We start from the raw sequence: 22854 nt of genomic DNA on the forward strand, positions 1-22854 counted from the left end.
CCGGGCCCTATCTGGTTATAGTGTTAAACAGACCGCACTATGGAGGCAATGCAGGTACGTGCCCGGTTTCACGAATTGATAGACCGGATTGAAGACACCGATCGATTAAAGACCATATACGATGCGCTGGCGGATGCCGATCAGCTATCGGCCGAGGTGACCGACGAGCTCATTGATGAGCAGCGGCAGCGGCTCGAACTTTCTATTGAACAGGTAAAATTAGGTGAGGTAGTTCGGCACCAGGACCTTAAGAAAATGATCTCCCGATGGCTAAAATAAACTGGACGCGCGAGGCTACCCGAGAGTTGCAGATGCTTATTACCTACCTGCGCGGTAACTGGTCGAAAACGGTAGCCGAAGAGTTTGTGACGACCTTACATGAGAAGCTGAAGCTGCTACAGGAGATACCCGAAACAGGGGTGGTTTCCTATGAGTATGACACCATCCGGCGGCTGCTGATTACCCCAAACAGGGTGCTTTATTACCGGGTCACTAACGACCAGATTTTTATATTAAACGTGTTTGACCTGCTGGTAAATGCAGAAGACAATCTGTATCCTGGCTTTTAAAATAAGCAGTAGGACGGCCAGTATAATTCTTGCCTGATGTATGGGCTTCCACGTGGAAAGCAGTACTTTTGGCGATGTTGCATATCCAACAAAATTACCCGTGGATCACCAGAATAATTTCGCCCGGCTGGTAGGTGAAGTAGCTACCGAACTCGCCCGCAAGGTCGAGAGCCAGATGAAGACTGCCGGCCTGCCCATCACCCCCGAACAGTATCGGGTGATGGCAGTACTTTGGAACAAAGACGGTATCTCCCAAATTGAACTGGCGGCCCGCAGCCGGCGCGATCGGGCCAGTACGACCCGTATTGTCGATTTGCTGGAAGAAAAGCGCCTGATCGCCCGAATACCCGACAGAAATGACCGGCGAATCAACCTGGTTTACCTGACCAAGCAGGGCCGGGAACTTGAGAAGCCCGCCAGCGCCTGCGTTGAGCGCTCCATCGCCGAATTGCTGACGCCCCTGGCTATGGACGAGCAGTGGAACCTCACAATATTACTGCGAAAGATTTTGAAGGAAACAAAAAGCTAAAATCATTGTCATCCTCTGTTGAGTATGCAATTGTAAGACATGAAACTAATATTGACCTGGTTTCACGATGTTCACCAGTGCCTTGCCAAGAAAAAATAGGGTGATCGGAGACGGGAGACGTAACATTTCTGAACTGCCGGTATCTTTCAGAAAAGCAAAATTGTACCAGGTTCACCTGCGGCTTCCGTCTCATGAAAGCAATTTCCTTTAGCCTCTTTCCGGCTTTAAGTTTGCCGGCCTTAAGCCGGTTGGCTACGCCTGTTCATATCACCGATGATCGTAGGACACCCGGTGTTAAATGGAAGATAAAAACGCAGGAGCTGGTGATCGGGTCTCCGGTAATTCAGGGCAATCTGGCTTACGTCGGTAGTCTCGACAGCACTCTCTACGCCATCGACGCGACGTGAACACCGGCCGAAAGGGGAGATGCAGGGTTCGCCGGTGGCTGGTAACGGACTACCGCATGGGTGCTATCTTCTCCGTCCCGGCGGTGTCTGGCAAGCGGTTAATCATCGGCAGCGCCGACGGTGTGGTTTACTGTTTGGAGGAGACGTGAGGTGCTTACCGAACCCGGTTAAATACGAACAAATCGTTGAAGGCCCACTTGCCGTCCTTCTGCTGACCCCGCTGGATGACCAGTTGATCGGGTGAGCGCTTTTCGTAAATAATTCGGATGGAGCCGTCTTCTTTCTCGAACAAAGCGCGGTCTTTGCCGGCTTCAATAAACTTGTAGCGGTCCGAGACATCTTTCTCTTCACGGCCTACCAGGCCGGGGCCGAAGTGCTTCACCAGGACAATGGGGCCGCGATCGGTCTGTTCAAAAATCAGCATCTCGTACATGGTGACTTTGTTGTCTTTCATCATGCGCATGAAGCCGCTGAGGTTGTCGCCGGCCGGAGCAATCCAGGCCGCTTCAATGGGGCCGCCGTTAAAGGTGCCCAGCCAGCGGCCTTCCATAAAGGCAACATCGGCAAGCGAACCGGTTTTGGCAGTAGTCTGAGCGGAACTATCCAGGCTGATGAAACAGCTAACCAGGCAGAGAAGCGCCAGTGTGGCGCAGAAGCGAAACTTGTTCATGAACGGGTAAGAGTTTATAGCCAATCAGCTCGAAAGATACAGCAATTGGGCGTTAAACCATTCACCATTTTTCTCAACCGCTAGGCTTTTACCGCCGAAGAACTGTCAATCACCGCCATCTGCAACGGAATACTCATCACCGGAATACTGGCGTGGCCGACGGTGTCTTCGGTGACGCTGCCGAACAGCAGATGCGAAAGCCCCCTCCGCTGGTGTGTACCCATAGCTATCAGGCTGGCGTTTTGCTCTTTCGCGAAATTGACAATGGCCTCTTCCTCATCAAAAATGTTTTCTTTGGTGGTATAGACGCCTGCCAGCTTCAGACCGGCCGCTTCGGCGAGTTCGTACGCACGGGCTTCAATGGCTTCTTCGTCGGGCAGATCGGCCGGGTTGTTCAGATACAGCAAATGAACCTCGTTTTCGCAGACCTGCTGAAACTGTGCCAGAAACTGGAATGACGCTGCCTGATCGTCTTTCAGCGTTGACGGAAAAACAACGGTAAAAAAGTTTTGACTATCATACTGTAGCGGAATGGTAAGCACCGGGCAGGAGACGCGCCGGATCACTTTCTGCGTATTCGAGCCTACCAGATAGGCATCGGAGTTCCCGGCTCCCAGGGTGCCCATTACCACCAGATCGGCATTTTCTTCCTGCACAACTATGGTCAGTATATCGGCCAGTTTGCCCGCCCAAACTGACGTCCGGATAGGAATGCCGGCAAAGGTTGTGTCGGCGGCCAGTTCCTGCAAAATTCTGGCAAAGCGTTCATTTACCTTCTCCTCATAGATTTCTGCCAGGCTTTTATCAAACTCGCGGGCTTCAATAAGCGGAGTGGTATAGGCCATTATGTCGTTTGTGTGCATCAGCACAAGTTCACTGCCCGATTTGCGGGCCAGGTTGGCGGCTGCGCGGAGAGCCTGTCCGGAATGCGCCGAAAAATCAGTAGGGACCAGAATCGTTTTCATCAGAATAGCTTGGGGGTTCTTAAAAGACGATACAAAGCTATTCCTGGATTTGGCTCATAGCCCTAATAGCAGTTAGCCGACTTACTGACTTTTGTCAGTTGTAAACTCAGGCTTGAACAGCCAGAGACAAATCGTACTTAAAGTAGCCTGGACGACTGACATCTTTTAAGGATTAAGGGGTATTCCATAGACTTGAATTATATTTGGAGAACTTGTTCCCGCCTACTTGATTGCTAATCAATGAACATAGATTACCCGCCACTGCGAAGGGATTTCAGGAAATTGGACTCTGGCAGTTGGACCACTATTTTCTGGAGCCTTTTCGGGAGGGAGCCGAACGTCGGAAAAGACTAATTGACCGGTTCAACGTTTCTTTGAAAGAATTAGCTAAATTAGGCATTCCTCTTGAGGCAGAAAATTTGAAGTAAAAGACCTGTCCGGTAAAATCTACAGCAGTAATGTGCCTGAGAGCCTGATGCCGGCACTCTCCGCGCTTCGGATAGGCAAAGAGTGCCGGGGTGTTTTTTGGCTTTTTATTACTTAGAACCAGGCCACTGGTGAAAAGAAAAAGACCTACGAGCTAAAGAGTATTGAATCGACGCAGGCTCTCCGCAAAACGGCTGCTCCACAAATTGCCATTCCGTTCAAACTGTGACTGAATGCCTGTGAGACATCACCGGTGTTCTTGAATTGCCGATTTTGCCATACTTACTTCTTGCGCTTGCGAATTTGCCCATTCCGGGTTGACGGAAATCAGGAGCTGACTTGAAATGCATCATTGAAGGGTACGTGCCTGCCCGCATACCTTTACGGCATGACTTCTTCCGTACAGGTATGTTTCGCTATGTCTTAATTTTTGGGCTGATGGTCTACGGCCTTATTCACCTGCTGGGTTTCAGTAAAGCCTTTTCCTACGGCAACGTCTCCCAACTGACCAGCAACATCGCTAAACCCGTAGGCCTAATCTGGGCGGCAACGGCTATTCTGTTTACGGCTGCGGCTGTTTTGCTGCTCCTGAAAAAGGATGGGTGGTGGATGCTGGGCCTGACAGCGGCTGTGGTATCGCAGGTGCTGATTGTCAGCGTCTGGCAGGATGCTAAATTTGGCACCCTTCCGAACCTGATTATTCTGGTAGCCGCTCTGCTGGGGTATAGCGACTGGCGTTTTGAAAACCGATACCAAACGGACGTCCATGCCGGCTTAGAGCGAATTAGTGCAACAGATACGGACCTGCTGACTGAAGCGGATATCCGGCATCTGCCGCCCCTGGTACAGAACTACCTCCGGTATGTGGGCGTGCTGAACAAACCCAAAGTAAAAGACTATCATATTGGCTTTGAGGGACAGATGCGGGAGAAAGGCAAGGACTGGTTCACGTTTCAGTCGGAGCAGTACAACTTTGCCGATGTGCCTACACGACTGTTTTTTATGAAAGGAAAGCTGTTCGGGGTAACAGTACCCGGCTATCATGCCTATAAGAATGGCACGGCCACCATGCAGATCAAGCTGTTTGGCCTGCTTCCCATTGTAGATGCCAAAGGCAAGGAGCTGACTAAAGCGGAAACCGTTACCCTGCTCAACGATATGTGCCTGCTGGCTCCGGCAACCCTGATCGACAGGCGCATCCAATGGGAGCCAATTGATGACTCATCCGTAAAAGCCATTTTTACCAACAACAGCATCACCGTTTCCGCTATTCTCTACTTCAACGCAAAAGGACAACTCACCAACTTTGTCTCCGACGACCGCTACGCCATTGCCGATATGAAACAGTACCGCTTCTCAACACCCATTACGGAGTACCGGAGTTTCAACGGCTTTAACCTGGCCAGCTACGGAGAAGCCGTATGGCACTACCCCGACGGCGCGTTTAGCTACGGACAATTTCATCTGAAGAAGGTTGAATACAACTGTAGGGTGTAGGTAATCAGCCGTTCAGCATCAGATTGCCGCCCGGATTGTAGCGCAGCTCTTCCTCCGCCAGCATCTGCCGGACGGTTTGCGCTAAGGTATCGGCGTCGGCGGTGGTGAAGAAATCGGAGAGCCGGCGGGGGGAGATGCCCTGGCCGTTGGTGCCGGCAACGTACTGCCGGACCTGCTCGCGCACGGAGGCCGCACCGGCTCCGATCTGCCGTTTGTTCTTCAGACAATTATCGCACACTCCGCAGGCATCGCCCGGCTCCTCGCCAAAATAGGCCTGGAGCAGCCGGGTCCGGCACTGTACCGGGTGCTGCGCGTACTGAACGGCAGCCCGCACTTTGGCCAATGCCCGCTGTTTGCTTTGCTCCAGTTCCAGAATGTTCAGCGGGAGTTGACTGGCGTCGAAACGGGGGGTTAGGAAGGTGAGTTGTGGCTTGTCTTTCTGCTTCTCGTAATAAACGATGTTGCGCTGATGTAACTGCTCCAGCATGGTTATAATCTCCGACTCCGATACCAGAAAAGTCCTGGCCAGATCCGATTCGGAGATAGTTAGCATTCCGGTGAACAGTTCGCCCCCATATTTGCGCAGCACCAGTTTTAGGAACGGATCAAAGCGCGGGTTCAGCACCTGAAACTCGTACAACTGCCGGTGGTCAATGGCCATCATCAGCTTGGAGGGGTGGTAGAAGGCTTCACTCAGTTCTATAAACCCCTCGTGCTGGAGTTGTTTCAGCGCGTAATGCGTTTCCGTCGGAGGGAGTTGAAAGGTATTGGCGAAGGTATTCAGGTCGAAATCGTAGCTGCTGAATTCACCCCCGCCGGCGGGCACGGCCGTATAGTTGCCCAGCGCCTGGTAGACACGGCGAATCAACTCGGCGGGCGGGTACTGCTGTTCGGTGCGGAACTCGACGGTGGTCAGGTCGGCCTGGTTGTAGAGCAGCACGGCATAGGCTTTCTGCCCGTCGCGCCCGGCCCGGCCGGCTTCCTGGTAGTAGGCTTCGAGGTTATCGGGTACATCGAGGTGAACCACTACGCGTACGCCCGGCTTATCAATCCCCATGCCGAAGGCGTTGGTTGCGACCATGATGCGGGTCTGGTCGTTGAGCCAGGCGTCCTGTTTGTCGGACCGCTGGCGGTTGCTCAGACCGGCATGGTAGTAATCGGCGGCTATGCCGTTCCGGTAGAGAAACTCCGCCACCTGCTGGGTTTGCCGGCGGCTGCGGACGTATACAATGCCGCTGCCCGGCACGCCGTTCAAGACTTTCAGCAGCCGGGTTTCCTTGCCTTCTTCCAGAATAGCCGAGTACGACAGGTTCGGCCGGGCAAACGTCTGCCGGAATACCTGCGGGGTCCGCATCTCCAGCTTCTCCTGAATATCGGCCTGCACATCGGGCGTGGCCGAAGCCGTCAGTGCAATAACCGGCGTATCGGGTATGAGCGCCCGAAACTCGGCGATTTGCAGATAAGGCGGCCGGAAGTCATAGCCCCAGGCGGAGATACAATGGGCTTCGTCGACGGCCAGCAGGCAGACATCCATCTGCTTCACCCGCTCCACCATGATCTCGGTCCGGAGCCGTTCGGGCGATACGTAAAGGAATTTGGTGTTACCGTAGATGCAGTTGTCGAGGGTGGCATCGATCTCCCGCCAGTGCATGCCGGAATAGATGGCAGCCGCCGGAATACCCCGCCGGCGTAACTGCTCCACCTGGTCTTTCATGAGGGCAATGAGCGGGGTTACCACAATGCAAACGCCTTTCATGGCCAGAGCCGGCACCTGGAAGCAAATCGACTTGCCACCCCCAGTGGGGAGCAATACCAGGGTATCGTGCCCGTCCAGCACTGCATTGACAATGTCTTCCTGCAGCGGACGAAACGATGGATACCCCCAGAATTGCTGTAATATCTGCCGAATGGTCATAGTCCCTTTCCCAATGTTGCTAAGTTACGGCCAACCTCAGACAAAATTGATACGTATTTTGTTTATGTGTAGTACAACTTTACGGAAGAAATCCGCTACGCATTATGATTGAGAAAGTTATAAAATCGGACGAAGAATGGCGCAGGATTCTGACGCCGGAGCAATACCGCGTTACCCGGCAGAAAGGTACTGAGCGGGCGTTTACCGGCGAATACTGTGAGGCCAAAGACCCCGGCATTTACGCCTGCGTCTGCTGCGGCACCGACCTGTTCGAGTCTAAAACCAAGTTCGATTCGGGTACCGGCTGGCCCAGCTTTACCGAACCTATTGAAGCCGAACGCATTCGCCACGAAAAAGATTTCAGCTACGGCATGAGCCGCATCGAAGTGCTCTGCAACGTCTGCGACGCCCACCTGGGCCATGTCTTCAACGACGGCCCACCGCCGACCGGGCTGCGGTACTGCCTGAACTCGGTATCGCTGGTGCTGAAGAAGGAGGCCGAAGAAGTTTAAATGGTTTGAGAAGTTTTAAGGTTAAGTAGCCGCAAAACCGGCAGATGTCGCCGGTTTTTTGTTTTTTTGAGGTATGGTAAAATACCTCCTCCCGGCGCTCCTGCTTCTATCCATTCTAAGCTGTTCACCCGCCCGGCGCATTAGCCGGGATCTTCAGCGTAACGCTGCCTATACCGACCACTTCACCGGCTTTGCCTTGTATGACCCCGGTCAGCAGAAAACGTTGGTAGCTTACAACGCCGATAAGTATTTTGTGCCGGCCTCCAATACCAAGCTGTTCAGTTTCTACGCCGGTCTGACGGCGCTGGGCGATTCCATTCCGGCACTGCGGTACGTAGTGCGGGGCGACTCGCTGATTTTCTGGGGCACCGGCAACCCGTTGTTGCTCAACCCCGATCTGCCCGATACGGCCGCCCTGCGTTTTCTGCGGAGCCGACCTGAAAAGCTTTTTTTTTCGGTCCGCAATTTTTCAGGCCCTAGGTTCGGCCCCGGCTGGTCGTGGGATGATTATAACGATTACTACTCGACGGAGATAGCGCCCTTCCCGATATATGGCAACATTGTGCGGTTTATCGCCCCCGACCGGGTACCGAACTTTTATGTACATCCCCGCTTCTTTGCGGATAGTGTCCGGCGTTCGACCAACCCCAAAGAGCCTGCTATTATGCGCAGAGCCGAGTGGGCGAACCAGTTTATTCGTCCGGCAGCCGATAAGCCTTTCCAGCGAGATGTGCCGTTTCACTGGACGCCCTTATTGGCGACAAAACTGCTAACCGATACGCTGAAACGGGAGGTGCATTTAATAAACAGACCCTTCGACCGGTCGGCTAAGGTACTATACGGGCTACCGACCGACTCGCTGTATAAGCGGATGCTCCAGGTCAGTGACAACATGCTGGCCGACCATCTGCTGCTACTCGTTTCTTCCACCAGTGATACCCTGAACGCACAAGGGGCCATTCAGCAAATGCTGGCGAAGTACCTCAGTGATCTGCCCGGCCGGGCGGTATGGGTAGACGGCTCCGGCTTATCGCGGTATAACCTCTTTACTCCGAATCAACTCATTGCGCTGTTGCAGAAGATATACAAGCAAGTACCCCAGGAACGCCTGTTCCAGCTACTACCTGCCGGTGGCCGCTCCGGTACACTGCGGACGCTACACAAGACAGACCAGCCGTATATTTTTGCTAAGTCCGGTTCCCTCAGTGGTGTGTATAACCTCAGCGGCTATCTAATTACCCGAACTGGCAGGGTGCTGCTGTTCAGTATGATGCACAACAACTTTGTACAGCCAACCAGCGAAATCCGCAAGCGCACTGCCGATTTCCTGGAGAGAGTACGAAACCGCTTTTAAGCCTGTTTGATGAGCCGATACGCCGGATAGCTGATGGCAATAAAGCCGATGGCGTATAGACTACTGCTTGGATCGCCGATAACCACGCCCACCAGAAAGGCCAGCGATGCAATCAACAATGTCCAGGTAGAAAACGGATAGCCCCAGGCCAGAAACGGACGCTTCAGGTCAGGCTCCGTCTGCCGTAGCCGGATTAGTGAGGCAAAGCCTGATGCGTAGCACAGCACGAAGAAGAAAGTAGCAATGTCGGAGAGCTTTTCGTAGGTATTCGTCAGGATAAAAAGAATGGAGGTGCTCGCCGTCAGAATCATGGCGATACCGGGCGTACCTCCGGCATTTACCGAAACAATTTGCTTAAAGAACAGCCCGTCGCGGGCCATGGAGAAGATAACGCGGGGATTAAACATAATCTGGGCGTTGATAATACCCATGATGGAAATCATCAGCAGAAACGTAACCGCCCGGGCGCTGGCCGGACCGTAAATCGCCTGAATGGCATCAGCCGCCGGTAGCTTGGACTGGGCCAGCTCCGGTACCGACAAAACGTACAGCAGCGCTACATTGACCAGCACATAAATAGTGATGATCATCAGCACCCCGCCCATCATGGAGCGTGGCAGGTTCTTGTCCGGGTTTACATCTTCTTCCGTAAAATACGCGGCTGTGTGCCAGCCGTCGTAGGTATAAAAAACGGATTGCAAGGCGGCCAGTATCCCTACCCACAGACCACCCTGCGCCAGCGGCTTAAACGACTCGGCCGGGACGTTGGCCGGTGTATCGAACGCAAAGCAGGCCACCACAAAGGCCAGCAGCCCCACGGCTTTTACAAAGCTCATGACCTCCTGCGCCCGGCTGGCTAACCGAACGCCTACCCAGTGAAAAGCCACGAACGCCACCAGAATGCCGATGGCCATTGTTTTGATGAGGTCCGTGCTACCGGGTATCAGTAAAGCGATGTACTCGCTCATCACCGAAGCCGAAAACGCCATGGCCGCCGTACTCCCCAGCCAGCTAACCAGCCCAATGACAAAGCCGACGTAATTGCCGAACGCCCGGCGGGCATACACATACCAGGCTCCGGCTTTGGGCAGCATCGTTCCCAGTTCAATGATAGACAACGAACCAACCAGCGCGTACAGTCCGACAATAAGCCAGATTGCAATGATAAGGGTTGGATCGCCCAGTTCGGCAGCAATGGTGCCGGGTCGGCGTAAGATGCCCGTGCCGATGGTACCGCCAATGGTAACCGCGATGCCGAAGCCCACGCCCAGCAGGCGCGAGAGGTGAGTACGTTTGGCCATATGCGGCTAAAATAAGGTTTTTCCCCTAAAACCCTGTAAGTTTACCGCGTAATGAGAGCTATTCTGACAAATCCGTATCTGCTGGTGCTGGTCGGTGGCGGAGTAGGCAGTTTGCTGCGTTACCAGACCGCCCGCTGGCTATCGGCTACCGTTTTGGGTGTTGTGTTTCCGTCGGCGATTCTGCTGGTCAATGTAGCCGCCAGCGGTGTGTTGGGGTTAGTTCTTGGATGGGCGTTAGCGCGGTCGGGTGGCAGCGACGAGCTCCGGCTGCTGGTCGGTGTTGGGTTTTGCGGAGGGCTGAGCACGTTCTCTACGTTTAGTATAGATACCCTGCTGCTGTTGCAGCAAGGCCGCTGGGGAGCCGCGTTGGTGAACATTACCCTAAACGTGATTTGCTGTTTGCTGGCTTCGATGGCTGGCTTCTGGCTTGGGTCGAAGTTGTAAAACGGACCGAACAATACACCCGCCAACCAATTTGTATTATGAACCTGAAGTTGGGCTGTCGCCCAGCCGGATTTACAATCCGGGTTACTGTTATCGTATTAATGACCCATTTCGCTAACGCGCAGGATGATATAGCGCTGGCCCGTCGCCTGCATGACGCACATACTATATATAAGGAAGCAGCACTCACGCACCGCCGGTTTAAACACCAGGATATGCTGCCCCTGCTCAACCAATTAACCAGTCAACCCGTCTTCCAACTAAGCCAGGTGGGTGAGTCGGTGGAGAAGCGGTCGATTCATCAGGTGAAGGCGGGAAACGGACCGGCAAAGGTGCTGCTGTGGTCGCAGATGCACGGCGACGAAGCCACGGCGACCATGGCGATATTCGATATTTTCAACTTCCTGCAGGGTAAAAACGACGGTTTTGATGAGTTGAGGGCTTCTATCCTCAGCAAGACAACGCTCTATTTTGTACCGATGCTCAACCCCGACGGGGCCGAGCGGTTCCAGCGCCGGAACGCGCTTGATATTGACCTGAACCGCGATGCCCTGCGGCTGCAATCGCCGGAAGCAATCCTGCTGAAAAACCTGCAGCAGACGCTGCAACCGCTGGTGGGCTTTAACCTCCACGACCAGAGTCCACGTTACAGCATCGGCAAAACCGGTAAACAGGCGGCTATTACGTTTCTGGCCACGGCGTACGACGAAAACCGTTCGCTGAACCCGGTGCGCGAGCGGTCGATGCGGCTGATTGTGGGCATGAACCGGGTGCTGCAACAGTTTATTCCCGGTCAGGTTGGCCGTTATGACGATGAGTTTGAGCCTCGGGCGTTCGGGGATAATATCCAGAAGTGGGGCACCACGCTGGTTCTGATTGAATCGGGGGGCTATGCCAACGATCCCGAAAAGCAGTACCTCCGCCAGCTCAACTTCGTGGCTATCCTGACCGCCCTGAAAGCCATTGCCGACCAGTCCTATGAGAAAGAGACTATCGACGAGTACTCCGCCATTCCGGAAAACGGTAAGCAACTGTTTGATGTGCTAATTCGCAACGCCCAGGTGAACTACAACGGTGCCAGCTTTAAAGTAGATATTGGCATAAACCGGTATGAAGAAAATGCCGACCAAAGCCAGCGTACTATCCGTCCGTTCTTTTACCGCAGTGTTATTGAAGACATCGGCGATCTGTCTACGTTCAACGGAATTGAGGAATTGGATGCTACAGGTCTGCAAGTCTTTCCGGCCCGTATTTACCCTAAAACTCTGAAAACTACTGCTGATCTGCAAAAGCTTAAACTGGACGATCTGAGGAGAGATGGGATAGTGGTTTTCCGCACCAGGAAAGTCGCAAAAAATGAGTTTCCTGCCCAGCCGGTGCATCTGCTATCAGACGGCCAACTGTCTGCCCAGCCGCTTGGTATTGACCAGATTCCGACGTTTTTATTGACGGACGGTGCCGCCATCCGATATATTTTTGTAAATGGCTTCTACAATAGTACCAGCAGATCAACAGTATTGACCCATAACGGCGTTGCCCAATAATTTTTTCTCATAAGCTTCTTCTGCCGAATCTTCTACTGGATTTTAAAAGTTTGCGTATATATACTTCTGCGAGAAAAGGACATATGCAAATGTCTAATTATCAGATATTTGCGATAGGTGGTAAATATAATCCTACCGTAATGTTGGCATAACATTGGCTTAATATTGTGGCGCTACTTTCGCAGCGTCAAAACGACTGATTAAGCCAATATGAAAAATCTTATTGTAGCTTTTGGACTGCTACTTTTCTCAATAACGGTCTCTCTCGCCCAGACGGGTACCATTCGCGGGAGCGTCAGGGATGCCAAAACCAAAGAAGTATTAATAGGCAGTACCGTTCGGGTAGACGGTACGCCATTAGGCGCCACTACCGACGTTGAAGGAAACTTCGTTATCAACAATGTTCCGGCCGCTACCCACAAAATCATTATCTCCTACATTTCGTACCAGACAAAAGAGCTTACCGGTGTCCGCGTCGAGTCTGGAAACACCACCGTCATAGAAACTGCGCTCGACGAAGGGGGAACCTCTCTCCAGGAAGTAGTAGTCAAAGCCAGCCGCGCTACTAATACCGAAGTTGCGGTAATCACTGAAATCAAACAAATGAAGCCCATTGCGGTGGGTATTTCAGCCGCGCAGATTCAGAAATCTCAGGACCGCGACGCAGCCGCAGCCATCCGCCGGGTGCCGGGTATCAGCATTGTCGACAACCGCTTTGTCTTAATCCGGGGCTTGGGTACCCGCTACAATCAGGTGATGATCAACGATGTAATCGCTCCGTCAACCGAAGTTGAATCCCGTTCTTTCTCGTTCGATATTGTACCGAGCAACATTCTGGATCGGATGATCGTCTACAAATCCGGTTCGGCTGAACTGCCCGGTGATTTTGCCGGCGGTGCCGTTAAGATTTACACGAAGCGCCGGCCGGATCAGAACTTCCTGGATGTAGGCTTTACGGCTGGTTTCCGGCCTGGTACCACGTTACAGAACGTACAGACCCATGAGCGCAGCGGCCTCAACCTGCTGGGTCTCTGGGGAGCGGATCAGCAGATTTCGAGCAGTTTCCCTACCAGTTCCGGCGTGTTCAACGACCTGAATGCGGCTCAGCGGGCGGCTTACGCCCGGCTGTTGCCCAATACCTGGGGCCTTCAATCCAAAAATATAAGCCCCGATTTCCGCTTTGCCCTAAACACCGGCCGGCGGTTCGACGTTGGGGATGTCCGTATCAGCAATCTGACCAGCGTCAACTATAGCCTGACCAATCAATTGGCCAATGTAGACCAGCGGATCTACCAGAGTGGTGCTACCGCCAATGATCTGTTTGAGCAGTACAACGACGCTAACTACAGCCGGGGCACGCGCTTAGGCGTATTGCACAACTGGACGGCCCGTTTCTCACCTAGGTTTACACTGGAGTGGAAAACACTTTTCAACCAGTTAAGCAGCACTGAAACAGTTGTCCGGGAAGGGCAGCGTGTAGTTGATGGCGTTGACGTACGCAGTATTTCGGAGCGTTTTGAAAACCGCAGTATCCTGAACTCGCAGATTCTGGGTGAGCATACTATCAGCGACCTGTCGAAAATCAACTGGATCGCGGCTTATGGTTATTCGGGTCGCTGGGAGCCGGACTGGAAGCGGGCCCGATACCTGCGGGCTGCCGGCTCTACGGGTCCGGATGGTCAGCCAACACCATACCAACTGTCGGTTCCCAGCCAGCCAAACCCAATTGATGTCGGTCGTTTCTTCTCGAAGCTGAACGAAAACGTACTGTCGGTGGTCAGCAATTATGAGCATACCTTCGGAACTCCGGAGAATCGGGAGCCTAACCGCATCCGCGCCGGTGTTTACGGTGAACGCCGTAACCGTGCCTTCTCCGCCCGTTTCTATGGCTACCAGGCCGTTGGTGCGGCTGGTGACCTTACCCGCCGGGACATCAATACCATCTTTGCGCCGGAGAATGTAACGGGTCAGCCGGGTGGCTTCTCCCTCCTGGATGGTACCAAAGACCTCGATTCCTACGATGGGTTCAATACCTACGCAGCCGCTTATGTGAGTGGCGATGTAAACTTCGGATCCAAAGCAAACCTGACCCTTGGCTTCCGGGGCGAATTTAATAACCAGACACTCGAGTCAGTGGTGGTGGGTCAGCGCCGGACACTGGTAAACAATGATGTGTTCAGTCCGCTGCCGTCGCTGAACTTTACCTATAAACTGACCGACCAGCAGAACTTGCGCTTTGCATTCTCCTCAACCGTAAACCGGCCTGAACTGCGCGAATTGTCTCCATTCAGCTATTTCGACTTTAATCGCCTGGCCGATGTACGCGGTAACCCATCTCTGAAAACAGCTACCATCCAGAACCTGGATGCCAAGTGGGAACTGTACCCGACGCAGAACGAACTGATTTCTGTAACGGCCTTTTACAAGAACTTTAACAATCCGATTGAAGAGTTCCTGCTGCCGAGCGGTAACGGCCTTTCCTACACTTTTATTAACACGAAGGCTGCCCGTAACTATGGGGTAGAAGTAGAATTCCGCAAAGGCTTCCCTAACGCAGCCAGTATTTTCCTTCAGAACCTGCAGGTTGTTGGTAATGCGTCTGTCATCCGCAGCCGTGTGGTGCTGGGTCAGTCGGTTCAGGCACCGGACCTTAGCGGGCAGATTAACAACTACGACCTGACAGGCGTAACCGATACGGAACGGGCGCTGGCTAACCAGTCACCTTATCTGATTAACGCCGGTATTTACTATACCGAGCCGAGAACCGGCTTACAATGGAATATCTTGTATAACGTAGCCGGCCCCCGGATCTTCTCGGTGGGAAACCTGGATAACCCAACAGTATACGAAATGCAGCGTCATGTGGTAGATCTTAACATTAGCAAGACCTTCAATAAGCAGCTTGAGCTTCGCCTGGGTGTGCAGGATCTGCTGAATGCACAGTTCCGCTTTGCGCAGGACTTCAACGGTAACGGCCGGATTGATCACGATGTGACCTCCCGTACGGCCAATGCCGATCAGAATGTCAGAACGTTCCGTCGGGGGCAGTACGCTACGGTATCGGCAATCTATACCTTCGGGCGCCGAACCATTATTCCTTAAGTTAAATCCAGTTTGACCTAATAATCCAACTATTATGAAGTTTATCCAAAAATGGCAGTCTACACTGTTGCTTTTGCTTGGCCTTACGGTGGCCTTTACCGCCTGTAAGAACGATACTGAGCCGGAGGCAGTCCTGAGCATTACCAGTGTCAACCCGACAACTGCTCCCATTGGCAGCACAATTACCATTACGGGTACTCAGTTCAACTCAACGCCTGCCAGCAATACCGTTACGTTCGGCGGTAATGCTATTGCCAATGTAGTTACAGCTTCACCAACTCAGTTGGTAGTTACCGTTCCTTCCAATGCGCAGAATGGCCCCATTACGGTAATGACGGGTGCCGGCCGGTCGGCTATCAGTACCCAGACATTTACGTTAGGTGCCCGTCCGGTTGTTCAGGTGCAGGGTGAAATTACGACCAACACCACCTGGACACGGAACAATGTGTACCTGCTTCGTGGCTTTGTTTATGTGACGAATGGAGCCGTATTAACGATTGAGTCTGGTACGCTGATTAAAGGTGGTGAGCCTTCTACAGACCCGGCTGGTCAGCAGCGGGGTGGTACGCTCATCATTGAAAAAGGCGGCCGGATCGAAGCCCGAGGTACTGCCGCTCAGCCGATCGTCTTTACATCGAACCGGCCGGCCGGTCAGCGGGGCTATGGTGACTGGGGTGGCGTTGTACTCGTTGGCCGCGCTCCGCATAACCGCCCGGCGGCTACAACGCTGGAAGGAGGTATTCGCGGAACGATGGGTACGGACGCTATTGCCAACGATAACTCCGGTACGCTGCAATATGTGCGCATTGAATTTGCCGGTATTGCGCTTACCAATGCAAATAACTCCGAGATCAATGGCTTGACACTGTATGCGGTTGGCTCCGGTACAACCATCGATCACGTGCAGGTCTCCTACTCCGGTGACGATGCCTACGAATGGTTTGGCGGTACTGTAAATGCTAAATATCTGGTTGCTCACCGCACGTTTGATGATGATTGGGATACCGACTGGGGTTATACCGGTAGAGTTCAGTTTGCCGTTTCGCTGCGTGATCCGGCCATTGCTGACCAATCGTTCTCTAATGGTTTTGAGTCTGACAACTTCAACCCTGGTGAGCCGGCTACGGCTGCGAATGCCGGTCTGCCGCTGACTGCTCCTATTTTTGCCAACGTCAGCAACTTTGCCTTCAGTGGGGCACCGAGTACAGCCTTTGCGGCTCCGGCGAGTGGTGCCTATCAATCGGCTATGCACCTGCGTCGGAACACGGCTATCAGTATTTATAACTCGGTGTTTGTTGGTTATCCGGAAGGTCTTCGTCTGGATGGTACGGCTACGCTGGCCAACGCCACCGCCGGTACGCTGGATCTGCGCGGCATTACGTTGGCCAACGTGGGTATTGCCAACTCAACTACGTCTATTCCGGTTCGGGGTGCGGGTGGTATAACGGATGCTCAGGCACAAGAGTTTTTTAACGCCACAGCCCGTAACAACCAGGTCATTCCATCGGCCAGCCTGGCAACCCTGCTGCTGAACGCCAACAACTTCAGCCTGACCAACCCGAACTTCCTGCCGCAGACAGGTTCTCCCTTGCTCCAAGGTGCGGTTACGGGGGGGAAGCTTGCCGACTCGTTCTTTACGGCAACCACCTACCGGGGTGCATTCGGTACCGAGAACTGGACACAGGGCTGGACCAACTGGGATCCGCAGAATACGAACTATAACTAAGCACAAGATCTTTATTTTTTCATATTGGTGTCGCACAAAAAGACCGGGGCTTTGCTCCGGTTTTTTGTTTTTGTAGACCCCTGTAAGCGATACATAAGACATTAAACCTTTTGCCCCATTGAATAGTCAAAGACTATATCTATCAGTAGATAGTTTTTTTGTTTACCAACAGACATACCTATGAACCGAATAGCAAGCATCTTATTTCTGTTTTTCTGGATACCGGCGGTAGCAATGGCCCAAAGTGGGGGCCTGGTAGAGGCCGGTAAGGCAGCTTTTGCGGCTGCTACATTAACCAATGAGCAGGTAGCCGGTTACTCCCGGCAGGCCGTGCAGCAGATGGACGCCAAGTACCCGGTAGCCGGTCCGAATGACCCATATATGCAACGGCTGAACCGCATTGTGAATCGTCACCGTACCATAAGCGGAATACCCATCAATTATAAAGTATATAAGACCAGGGATATCAACGCATTTGCTACGGCTGATGGCAGCGTACGGGTTTTTCAGGGTCTGATGGATATCATGACGGATCAGGAAATTTTAGCCGTTATTGGTCATGAAATTGGGCATGTTGTCAACAAAGATTCACGGGATGCTATGAAAAGTGCACTTTGGCGGGCTGCCGGAATCAACGCACTGGCGTCTACATCCGGCACCGTTGGCAAATTGTCCCGGTCGCAGTTAAGCGGAGTCGCCGATTACCTGTTGGGTGCTAAGCACAGCCGCGATCAGGAAACGGAGGCTGATGATTACAGCTATCAGTTTCTGAAACGCAACGGCTACAGCGTACTGGCATTGGCTACATCCTTTGAAAAGCTGGCTAAGCAGGGTGGGAGTGGGGTCCCTCAGTTTCTTTCCACCCATCCTGATAGTCGTGCACGGGCCGCACGGGTAAGGAATAGGGCTCGTAGTGAGGGCTTGGCCCGTTAACATAAAGAGAAAACGCCTGATACGGCTAATTAAAAACGTAAAACAGCTTCACGACGGTAGAGTCTGAAGCTGTTTTTACGCATGCCCCCATTGTTCAACACACCTGAGCAATAGGTTTGGTATATAATGAAAATGACTATCCCATACTGTAACAGGCTTGATTAGGTTTATTAGCATGATCAAACACAACAACAGCTGTAACGAGCTTTCCTGAGTAGCTTCTTTTAATATTAACAGGCAAAAAAACAGAAGCGGAAAACTATAGGCCATACTTCTGTCTATATCATAAACGAGTATTGATGTTAAAACGCTGAAAAATAAACAAATAGTGTAAAGTAGTAAAACCTGATACTGGTGCCGGTACAACAGAAGCAGAGTGGTGGCAACCGCCAATAGCCACAAAGCCCCAAATGTTGAAAAGATGGATAAAGCTCCGTATTTCAGATTCGCCTGCAACGCGTCACTACCTATATTTGACGTCAGCGTCGGAAAATTAAAAAAATACGCTAGCGTAAAACGACCTATAAGATAAAATACGCCCCCAAAAAGTACTCCGGCAGAGTACCGATTGAGCGGAGTAAATAAAAATGGAGTATTCGAGTTTGTCTTGTTGCCATAAACCGACCAGAAGAGATAAAGCCAGGTGGCGTTTATAATGGCCCGTTCATCACACCAGGCGGCAGCAAACGTAGCAATAAGAATAATCAGCGGATTTTTAAAGTAAAGCGCGATTAACAGGCAGAGGAGAGGATAAGCATCCGGGCGTCCAAAAACATCATAAGGTCCGGTGAAAACAAAGTAACAAGGCAGAGACGCAATCACAAACAGAATGGTGTTTACACGACTATTTACCAACTTATACGTAACGCCAATCATTAGCCATAAAAAGAATCCACAGCATATGAGCTGACCCAGATAAATGCCATACCGGTTGAGCGCAAAAAGTTTGGCCAGCAGCGGAACCGCCAATCGAAAGACCATCTTTTCAATATGAGAGTTTCCAAAGGCTATAGGCCGCTGAAGAAAATTCCTGCTTTGAAACTCAATAGTTTCCCAATTTAGGTTCCGATCAAAAATATAATGAAAATTAAAAAACGGAGCAGTCAGAAAAATGAGTATTAGTAAACTTAATAACCACGTCTTGACGTGCCATTGGTATGATTGACTAAACCGGTTAATCTGATTGGTAAATTTCGTATAGCTGATGATAAGAACATCGTTCCAGTCATTCATAGGTGGTTATCGTAGTACTGAATGCAGACGCCTGACGTATAGGGCTTTAGATATAAAGCCTCGTAAACTTATGTAACTCCGGAGACAAAACAAAAAAGATTGGAAAATTCAGCCGACCCCTATTAACAGAAGCAGTTTTGCCTGAAAGTGGGTCATCACCAATAAAGTTGTGGGGCACCCTTCGCTTGCTTCTGGCGTACTGGTTATATTAAATGGAAATAGTAAATTGGCGCTAACATAGCCTCAGGTACTATGCAAAAGATGTCTTATCGGAGCTGGTGCTTCGCAGATTACCGTGGCAAAGACACAGAAAAAGCACAGCATTGCTTCCGCTGTGTTGAAAAGGCCGGTATTGAAAACGAAATACAACCTAATAGTAAACCTGATTACTTTATCATATGCGTAATATCCTGAAAATAGCTATTTCGTATGGTATTCTGGCAATCGTAACGGTATTAATTTGTGAAATAGGCCTGAGGGTATATAATTTTTTCTATCCAAGCCCTATTTTTTATGATACCTCCTATAACCGGTATCGGGGCAAGCCCCATGAAATGTACTTCAGGCACAGATTGAACGTTCATGGGTATAATGATACAGAATTCTCGGTCAATCAGGACAAATTCCGCATTGTGGGACTGGGAGATTCTTTTGCGTTTGGCGTTGTACCGTATGCTTATAACTACCTGACCCAACTGGAGCAGAAATTACCGGGAGTTGAGGTGTACAATATGGGAATCCCCAGTATAAATCCGGAGAACTATTATAGCGTTTTAACCAAGGAAGGAATGTTGCTTAATCCTAACCTAGTCCTGGTCTCGTTCTTTATCGGGAATGATTTTGAGATTCCCGTTCGTCGGCGATACACCTACAGCTATACGATAACGTTACTAAATTACCTGTATTCCATGCAGGGAAAGATAAGCAGTGGACCCGGCTCCCCAGATATGTACTGTGATACCTGTGCCAGCTTTAAAAAGAAGGATTACCTGGAAATAGAACGAAACCGGGTAGATTTTTTTAGTGGATACGTCCATAAGAACGATTTTTCGAAGTATGCCGCACAGTCATTTGCCGCCCTGGTCAACATCAGAGACTGGTGCCAGGAGAACAACGCTAAACTGGTAGTGGTCCTGCTACCAGACGAGGCCCAGGTGAGTCGGGGCTTACAGGAGGAAATTCGCACTATGTATTTTTCTGATCAGAAAGAACTTCCTCATGATTTGACTTTTGGCAATAGATGGTTGCACGAACAGCTGACAAATGCCGGTATTGCGTACATCGATTTGCTCGAACCGTTCCGGCAGGCAGCTCTCCACCAGACCTTATACAAGCCCTATGATTCTCACTGGAATATAGCCGGTAATACCCTGGCGGCTCAGGTGCTAACCGACTCTTTGCAAAAGTACATAAACGCACCAATACCGATAAAACCCGTGACGTACTAGTATGTACATACAATGGATCTTACCATACGGATATGATGGGATATTGTGTATCTTTCAAATTAACAATGGAATAAAATTTAGATGCTTCGGTCTATAGGTTAAAATCTGTTTAAAAAGTTGCCTGATACAGAGAACGTTCCTAACTTGCCTCATTGAATTTATCACCAGGAACAACTACCCGCCATTCGATAAGTTTATACACCGTAACAATGATTTCCAAGAAAGCGAAGTACGCTATCAAAGCGCTCAAAGTCCTTACCGAAGAATACGGCAAAGGTCCTGTATTAATCTCTTACATCTCGGCCAAGGAACACATTCCAAAGAAGTTTCTGGAGGCTATTCTGCTGGAGCTTCGGAACCACGGAATCCTTCAGAGCCAGAAAGGTAAGGGCGGGGGCTATCTGTTACGGGTCGATCCGGGGCGGGTTAACCTGGCGCAGGTCCTGCGGGTGATCGACGGCCCTATTGCGCCTACGCCTTGTGTTTCCCTGAATTTCTATGTTCGCTGCGACGACTGCGAAGACGAAATTACCTGCATGCTCAAACCCATTATGGAGCGGGTACGGGATGCCAACCTGGGCGTGTACGAAAACACAACCCTGCTCACGTTCGTCAACCCGTCGACACTGGTGACTAAAGAAATACCTATCGGCGAGAAGCAGCAAGCCGACGAGGATGCCGGCCTGCTGTCTGCATAATACCTAGGCGGGTTGGTGTTCTTTCCGGAGCAGGTCGTTGACCGTCTTTACCGGATTAAACGTAATAAGCGGCACCTCTACAAAAATGGTATTCCAGTCGGCCATTGCGCCGTTCCAAAGCCCGGGCAACTCCTGGGCTTTTAAGTCTTTCCCATCTTTCGACTTTTGGGTGATAAAGCCGGTCTGCGGGTCGCGGTAAGCCGGCAGATTGTACTTCTCGCCATGCCGGTTTCTCAGGCCGCATACCAGATCCACGGGGTTGAAGTGCGTAGCCGTCTCAAATGTCGATTTCTGTTGAGCATTGCTCATGTCAATCTGCGCCGACTCAACAATCTGGAGCGATACGGAACCGTCACTGTTCTGCGCCCAGAAGGGGCCGCCACCCGGCTCGCCTACATTCTGCACCATACCACACACGCGAATGGGCCGGTCGAGCTTCCGACGATAATAATCCAGCTTCTCCGCCTTCGACCACTGGTCGAACTGTTCCGGGGGCAAAACGCTGAGTTGCTGCCGCAGGAACTCATTCACTTCAGCCAGGTAGCCTTCGCTGACGTCTTCACCTGCGAGTAGTTCCTGGAACCGGAACAGTTGCTGCTGCGTATCGAGCAATACAGTTCCCAAAACCTTTTTGTAGGTAATGGTGGTTTCTTTCAACTCGTCGGGTACCACGTTATCAATGTTCTTGATAAATACCAGGTCGGCTTCGATGTCGTTGAGGTTCTCGATCAGGGCACCGTGGCCAGCCGGTCTAAACAGTAATGTACCGTCCTGATTGCGGAAAGGCGTATTATCCATATTGACCGAGATGGTATCGGTCGCTTTCTTCTGCTCCGAAAAGCCAATATCGAAAGCTACCGCCAGCCAGGCTTCATAATCGCCTTTTGTGTCGGCAATCAGTTTGTCGAACCGCTCGGCGTGTTCGGGGGATACCGTGAAGTGGATACGCACCAGGCCGTTGGCGTTCGCGTAAGCCGCGCCTTCAACCAGATGCTCTTCTACCGGGGTGCGTGGCCCATCAGGATACTTATGAAATTTTAACAGGCCTTTGGGCAAACTGCCGTAATCCAGGCCTTCTTCGGTTAGCAAGGCTTTCAGCACCGCCTGCCGGTCGGCACTCTCGATATCGAGACCTTTTTCAGCTAACACAGCCTTTAGGTCTTCATAAAAAGCAAAGTCTGGTAGCCGGGCAAAAAACTCGTCGGTGGCTTTGTCGGATTTTCCTTCCAGCGCGGCAAACAGCGATTTAAACATGCGGGTGGCGGCTCCGGAAGCTGGTACAAACTTCATCAGCGAGTAATCGCCGGAGACCTCGTCGTATCGGCGGGTGTAGCTGGTTAACTGGGCTTCCGGCACACGAATGAGGCCATCGCCGACGGTGGCTGCTTTAATGACGTGCAGGTATGGAAAGCCATTGACAAAATGTTGGATTTGCTCATCAATCTGATTGAGCGAAGCGCCCTGCGCCAATATCTGATCCTGATCTTGTTCGGTAAACATGAGTGAACTGGGTAAAATAAAAAAGCCGTTCGAATGAACGGCAAATACGGATTTTCAACCAATTAACGCAAGACGGTTCTT

20 protein-coding genes are annotated in these 22854 nt (G+C 51.5%); 14 read left to right on the top strand and 6 right to left on the bottom strand.

The window, feature by feature from the left end; genetic code table 11:
- Positions 1-39: 39 nt before the first annotated feature.
- The 4 genes from ABD931_RS18780 (at position 40) to ABD931_RS18795 (ending at position 1505) form a co-directional block, all read left to right on the top strand.
- Positions 40-279: a hypothetical protein gene (locus ABD931_RS18780; RefSeq protein ID WP_345269426.1), complete on the top strand. Its 240-nt coding sequence runs from the start codon at positions 40-42 to the stop codon at positions 277-279.
- On the top strand, positions 267-569 hold the full coding sequence (locus tag ABD931_RS18785; RefSeq protein ID WP_345269427.1) for a type II toxin-antitoxin system RelE/ParE family toxin: 303 nt from the start codon (positions 267-269) through the stop codon (positions 567-569). The genes ABD931_RS18780 and ABD931_RS18785 overlap by 13 nt, the downstream gene beginning before the upstream one ends.
- A gap of 100 nt (positions 570-669) precedes the next feature.
- On the top strand, positions 670-1098 hold the full coding sequence (locus ABD931_RS18790; RefSeq protein ID WP_345269428.1) for a MarR family winged helix-turn-helix transcriptional regulator: 429 nt from the start codon (positions 670-672) through the stop codon (positions 1096-1098).
- Between the two features lie 191 nt (positions 1099-1289).
- Positions 1290-1505, top strand: a complete 216-nt coding sequence (locus ABD931_RS18795) for a PQQ-binding-like beta-propeller repeat protein (RefSeq protein ID WP_345269429.1) — start codon at positions 1290-1292, stop codon at positions 1503-1505.
- A 154-nt stretch (positions 1506-1659) separates the two neighbouring features.
- Here the strand turns inward: ABD931_RS18795 and ABD931_RS18800 are convergent, their stop codons facing one another.
- Positions 1660-2175, bottom strand: coding sequence for a DUF6265 family protein (locus ABD931_RS18800; RefSeq protein WP_345269430.1), 516 nt, complete (start codon positions 2173-2175; stop codon positions 1660-1662).
- 80 nt (positions 2176-2255) lie between these two features.
- Positions 2256-3140 carry a universal stress protein gene (locus ABD931_RS18805; protein WP_345269431.1) on the bottom strand — a complete coding sequence of 295 codons (885 nt, stop codon included), beginning with the start codon at positions 3138-3140 and terminating at the stop codon, positions 2256-2258.
- A gap of 834 nt (positions 3141-3974) precedes the next feature.
- Here ABD931_RS18805 and ABD931_RS18810 point away from each other — a divergent pair.
- Positions 3975-5063 carry a DUF6544 family protein gene (locus tag ABD931_RS18810; protein ID WP_345269432.1) on the top strand — a complete coding sequence of 363 codons (1089 nt, stop codon included), beginning with the start codon at positions 3975-3977 and terminating at the stop codon, positions 5061-5063.
- A 4-nt stretch (positions 5064-5067) separates the two neighbouring features.
- Here the strand turns inward: ABD931_RS18810 and ABD931_RS18815 are convergent, their stop codons facing one another.
- On the bottom strand, positions 5068-6978 hold the full coding sequence (locus ABD931_RS18815; protein WP_345269433.1) for a RecQ family ATP-dependent DNA helicase: 1911 nt from the start codon (positions 6976-6978) through the stop codon (positions 5068-5070).
- Between the two features lie 104 nt (positions 6979-7082).
- Between ABD931_RS18815 and msrB the strand changes: the two genes are divergently transcribed.
- Positions 7083-7490, top strand: a complete 408-nt coding sequence (gene msrB, locus ABD931_RS18820) for a peptide-methionine (R)-S-oxide reductase MsrB (protein WP_345269435.1) — start codon at positions 7083-7085, stop codon at positions 7488-7490.
- Positions 7491-7563: 73 nt separating this feature from the next.
- The gene (locus ABD931_RS18825) at positions 7564-8844 is read left to right on the top strand and encodes a D-alanyl-D-alanine carboxypeptidase/D-alanyl-D-alanine-endopeptidase (protein WP_345269436.1); all 1281 of its coding nucleotides are present in this window, start codon (positions 7564-7566) and stop codon (positions 8842-8844) included.
- On the opposite strand, the gene ABD931_RS18830 is transcribed toward ABD931_RS18825, so the two are convergent.
- Positions 8841-10145 (bottom strand): APC family permease, encoded by a 1305-nt coding sequence (locus ABD931_RS18830; RefSeq protein WP_345269437.1) that lies wholly within the window; start codon positions 10143-10145, stop codon positions 8841-8843. The two genes, ABD931_RS18825 and ABD931_RS18830, sit on opposite strands and share 4 nt — an antisense overlap.
- A 51-nt stretch (positions 10146-10196) precedes the next feature.
- On the opposite strand from ABD931_RS18830, the gene crcB reads away from it, so the two are divergent.
- The 5 genes from crcB (at position 10197) to ABD931_RS18855 (ending at position 17894) form a co-directional block, all read left to right on the top strand.
- Entirely contained in the window at positions 10197-10589 is a 393-nt protein-coding gene (crcB, locus tag ABD931_RS18835; protein ID WP_345269438.1) for a fluoride efflux transporter CrcB, read from the top strand.
- 101 nt (positions 10590-10690) lie between these two features.
- Positions 10691-12133 carry a M14 family zinc carboxypeptidase gene (locus ABD931_RS18840; RefSeq protein WP_345269439.1) on the top strand — a complete coding sequence of 481 codons (1443 nt, stop codon included), beginning with the start codon at positions 10691-10693 and terminating at the stop codon, positions 12131-12133.
- 210 nt (positions 12134-12343) lie between these two features.
- Positions 12344-15235, top strand: a complete 2892-nt coding sequence (locus ABD931_RS18845; RefSeq protein WP_345269440.1) for a TonB-dependent receptor — start codon at positions 12344-12346, stop codon at positions 15233-15235.
- Between the two features lie 34 nt (positions 15236-15269).
- Positions 15270-16961 carry a beta-helix domain-containing protein gene (locus ABD931_RS18850; protein WP_345269441.1) on the top strand — a complete coding sequence of 564 codons (1692 nt, stop codon included), beginning with the start codon at positions 15270-15272 and terminating at the stop codon, positions 16959-16961.
- A 180-nt stretch (positions 16962-17141) separates the two neighbouring features.
- The gene (locus ABD931_RS18855; protein WP_345269442.1) at positions 17142-17894 is read left to right on the top strand and encodes a M48 family metallopeptidase; all 753 of its coding nucleotides are present in this window, start codon (positions 17142-17144) and stop codon (positions 17892-17894) included.
- Positions 17895-17969: 75 nt separating this feature from the next.
- Here ABD931_RS18855 and ABD931_RS18860 read toward each other — a convergent pair whose 3' ends face one another.
- A complete protein-coding gene (locus tag ABD931_RS18860) occupies positions 17970-19127 on the bottom strand; it encodes a hypothetical protein (RefSeq protein ID WP_345269443.1) in 1158 nt (385 codons plus the stop codon).
- A gap of 398 nt (positions 19128-19525) precedes the next feature.
- Between ABD931_RS18860 and ABD931_RS18865 the strand changes: the two genes are divergently transcribed.
- Positions 19526-20575 carry an alginate O-acetyltransferase AlgX-related protein gene (locus ABD931_RS18865; RefSeq protein ID WP_345269444.1) on the top strand — a complete coding sequence of 350 codons (1050 nt, stop codon included), beginning with the start codon at positions 19526-19528 and terminating at the stop codon, positions 20573-20575.
- A gap of 209 nt (positions 20576-20784) precedes the next feature.
- A complete protein-coding gene (locus tag ABD931_RS18870; protein WP_345269446.1) occupies positions 20785-21273 on the top strand; it encodes an RrF2 family transcriptional regulator in 489 nt (162 codons plus the stop codon).
- A 3-nt stretch (positions 21274-21276) separates the two neighbouring features.
- On the opposite strand, the gene ABD931_RS18875 is transcribed toward ABD931_RS18870, so the two are convergent.
- Positions 21277-22773 carry a DUF4301 family protein gene (locus ABD931_RS18875; RefSeq protein WP_345269447.1) on the bottom strand — a complete coding sequence of 499 codons (1497 nt, stop codon included), beginning with the start codon at positions 22771-22773 and terminating at the stop codon, positions 21277-21279.
- Between the last annotated feature and the right edge of the window lie 81 nt (positions 22774-22854).

Origin of the sequence: Nibrella viscosa (assembly GCF_039541875.1) — a bacterium.
Classification (GTDB): domain Bacteria; phylum Bacteroidota; class Bacteroidia; order Cytophagales; family Spirosomataceae; genus Nibrella; species Nibrella viscosa.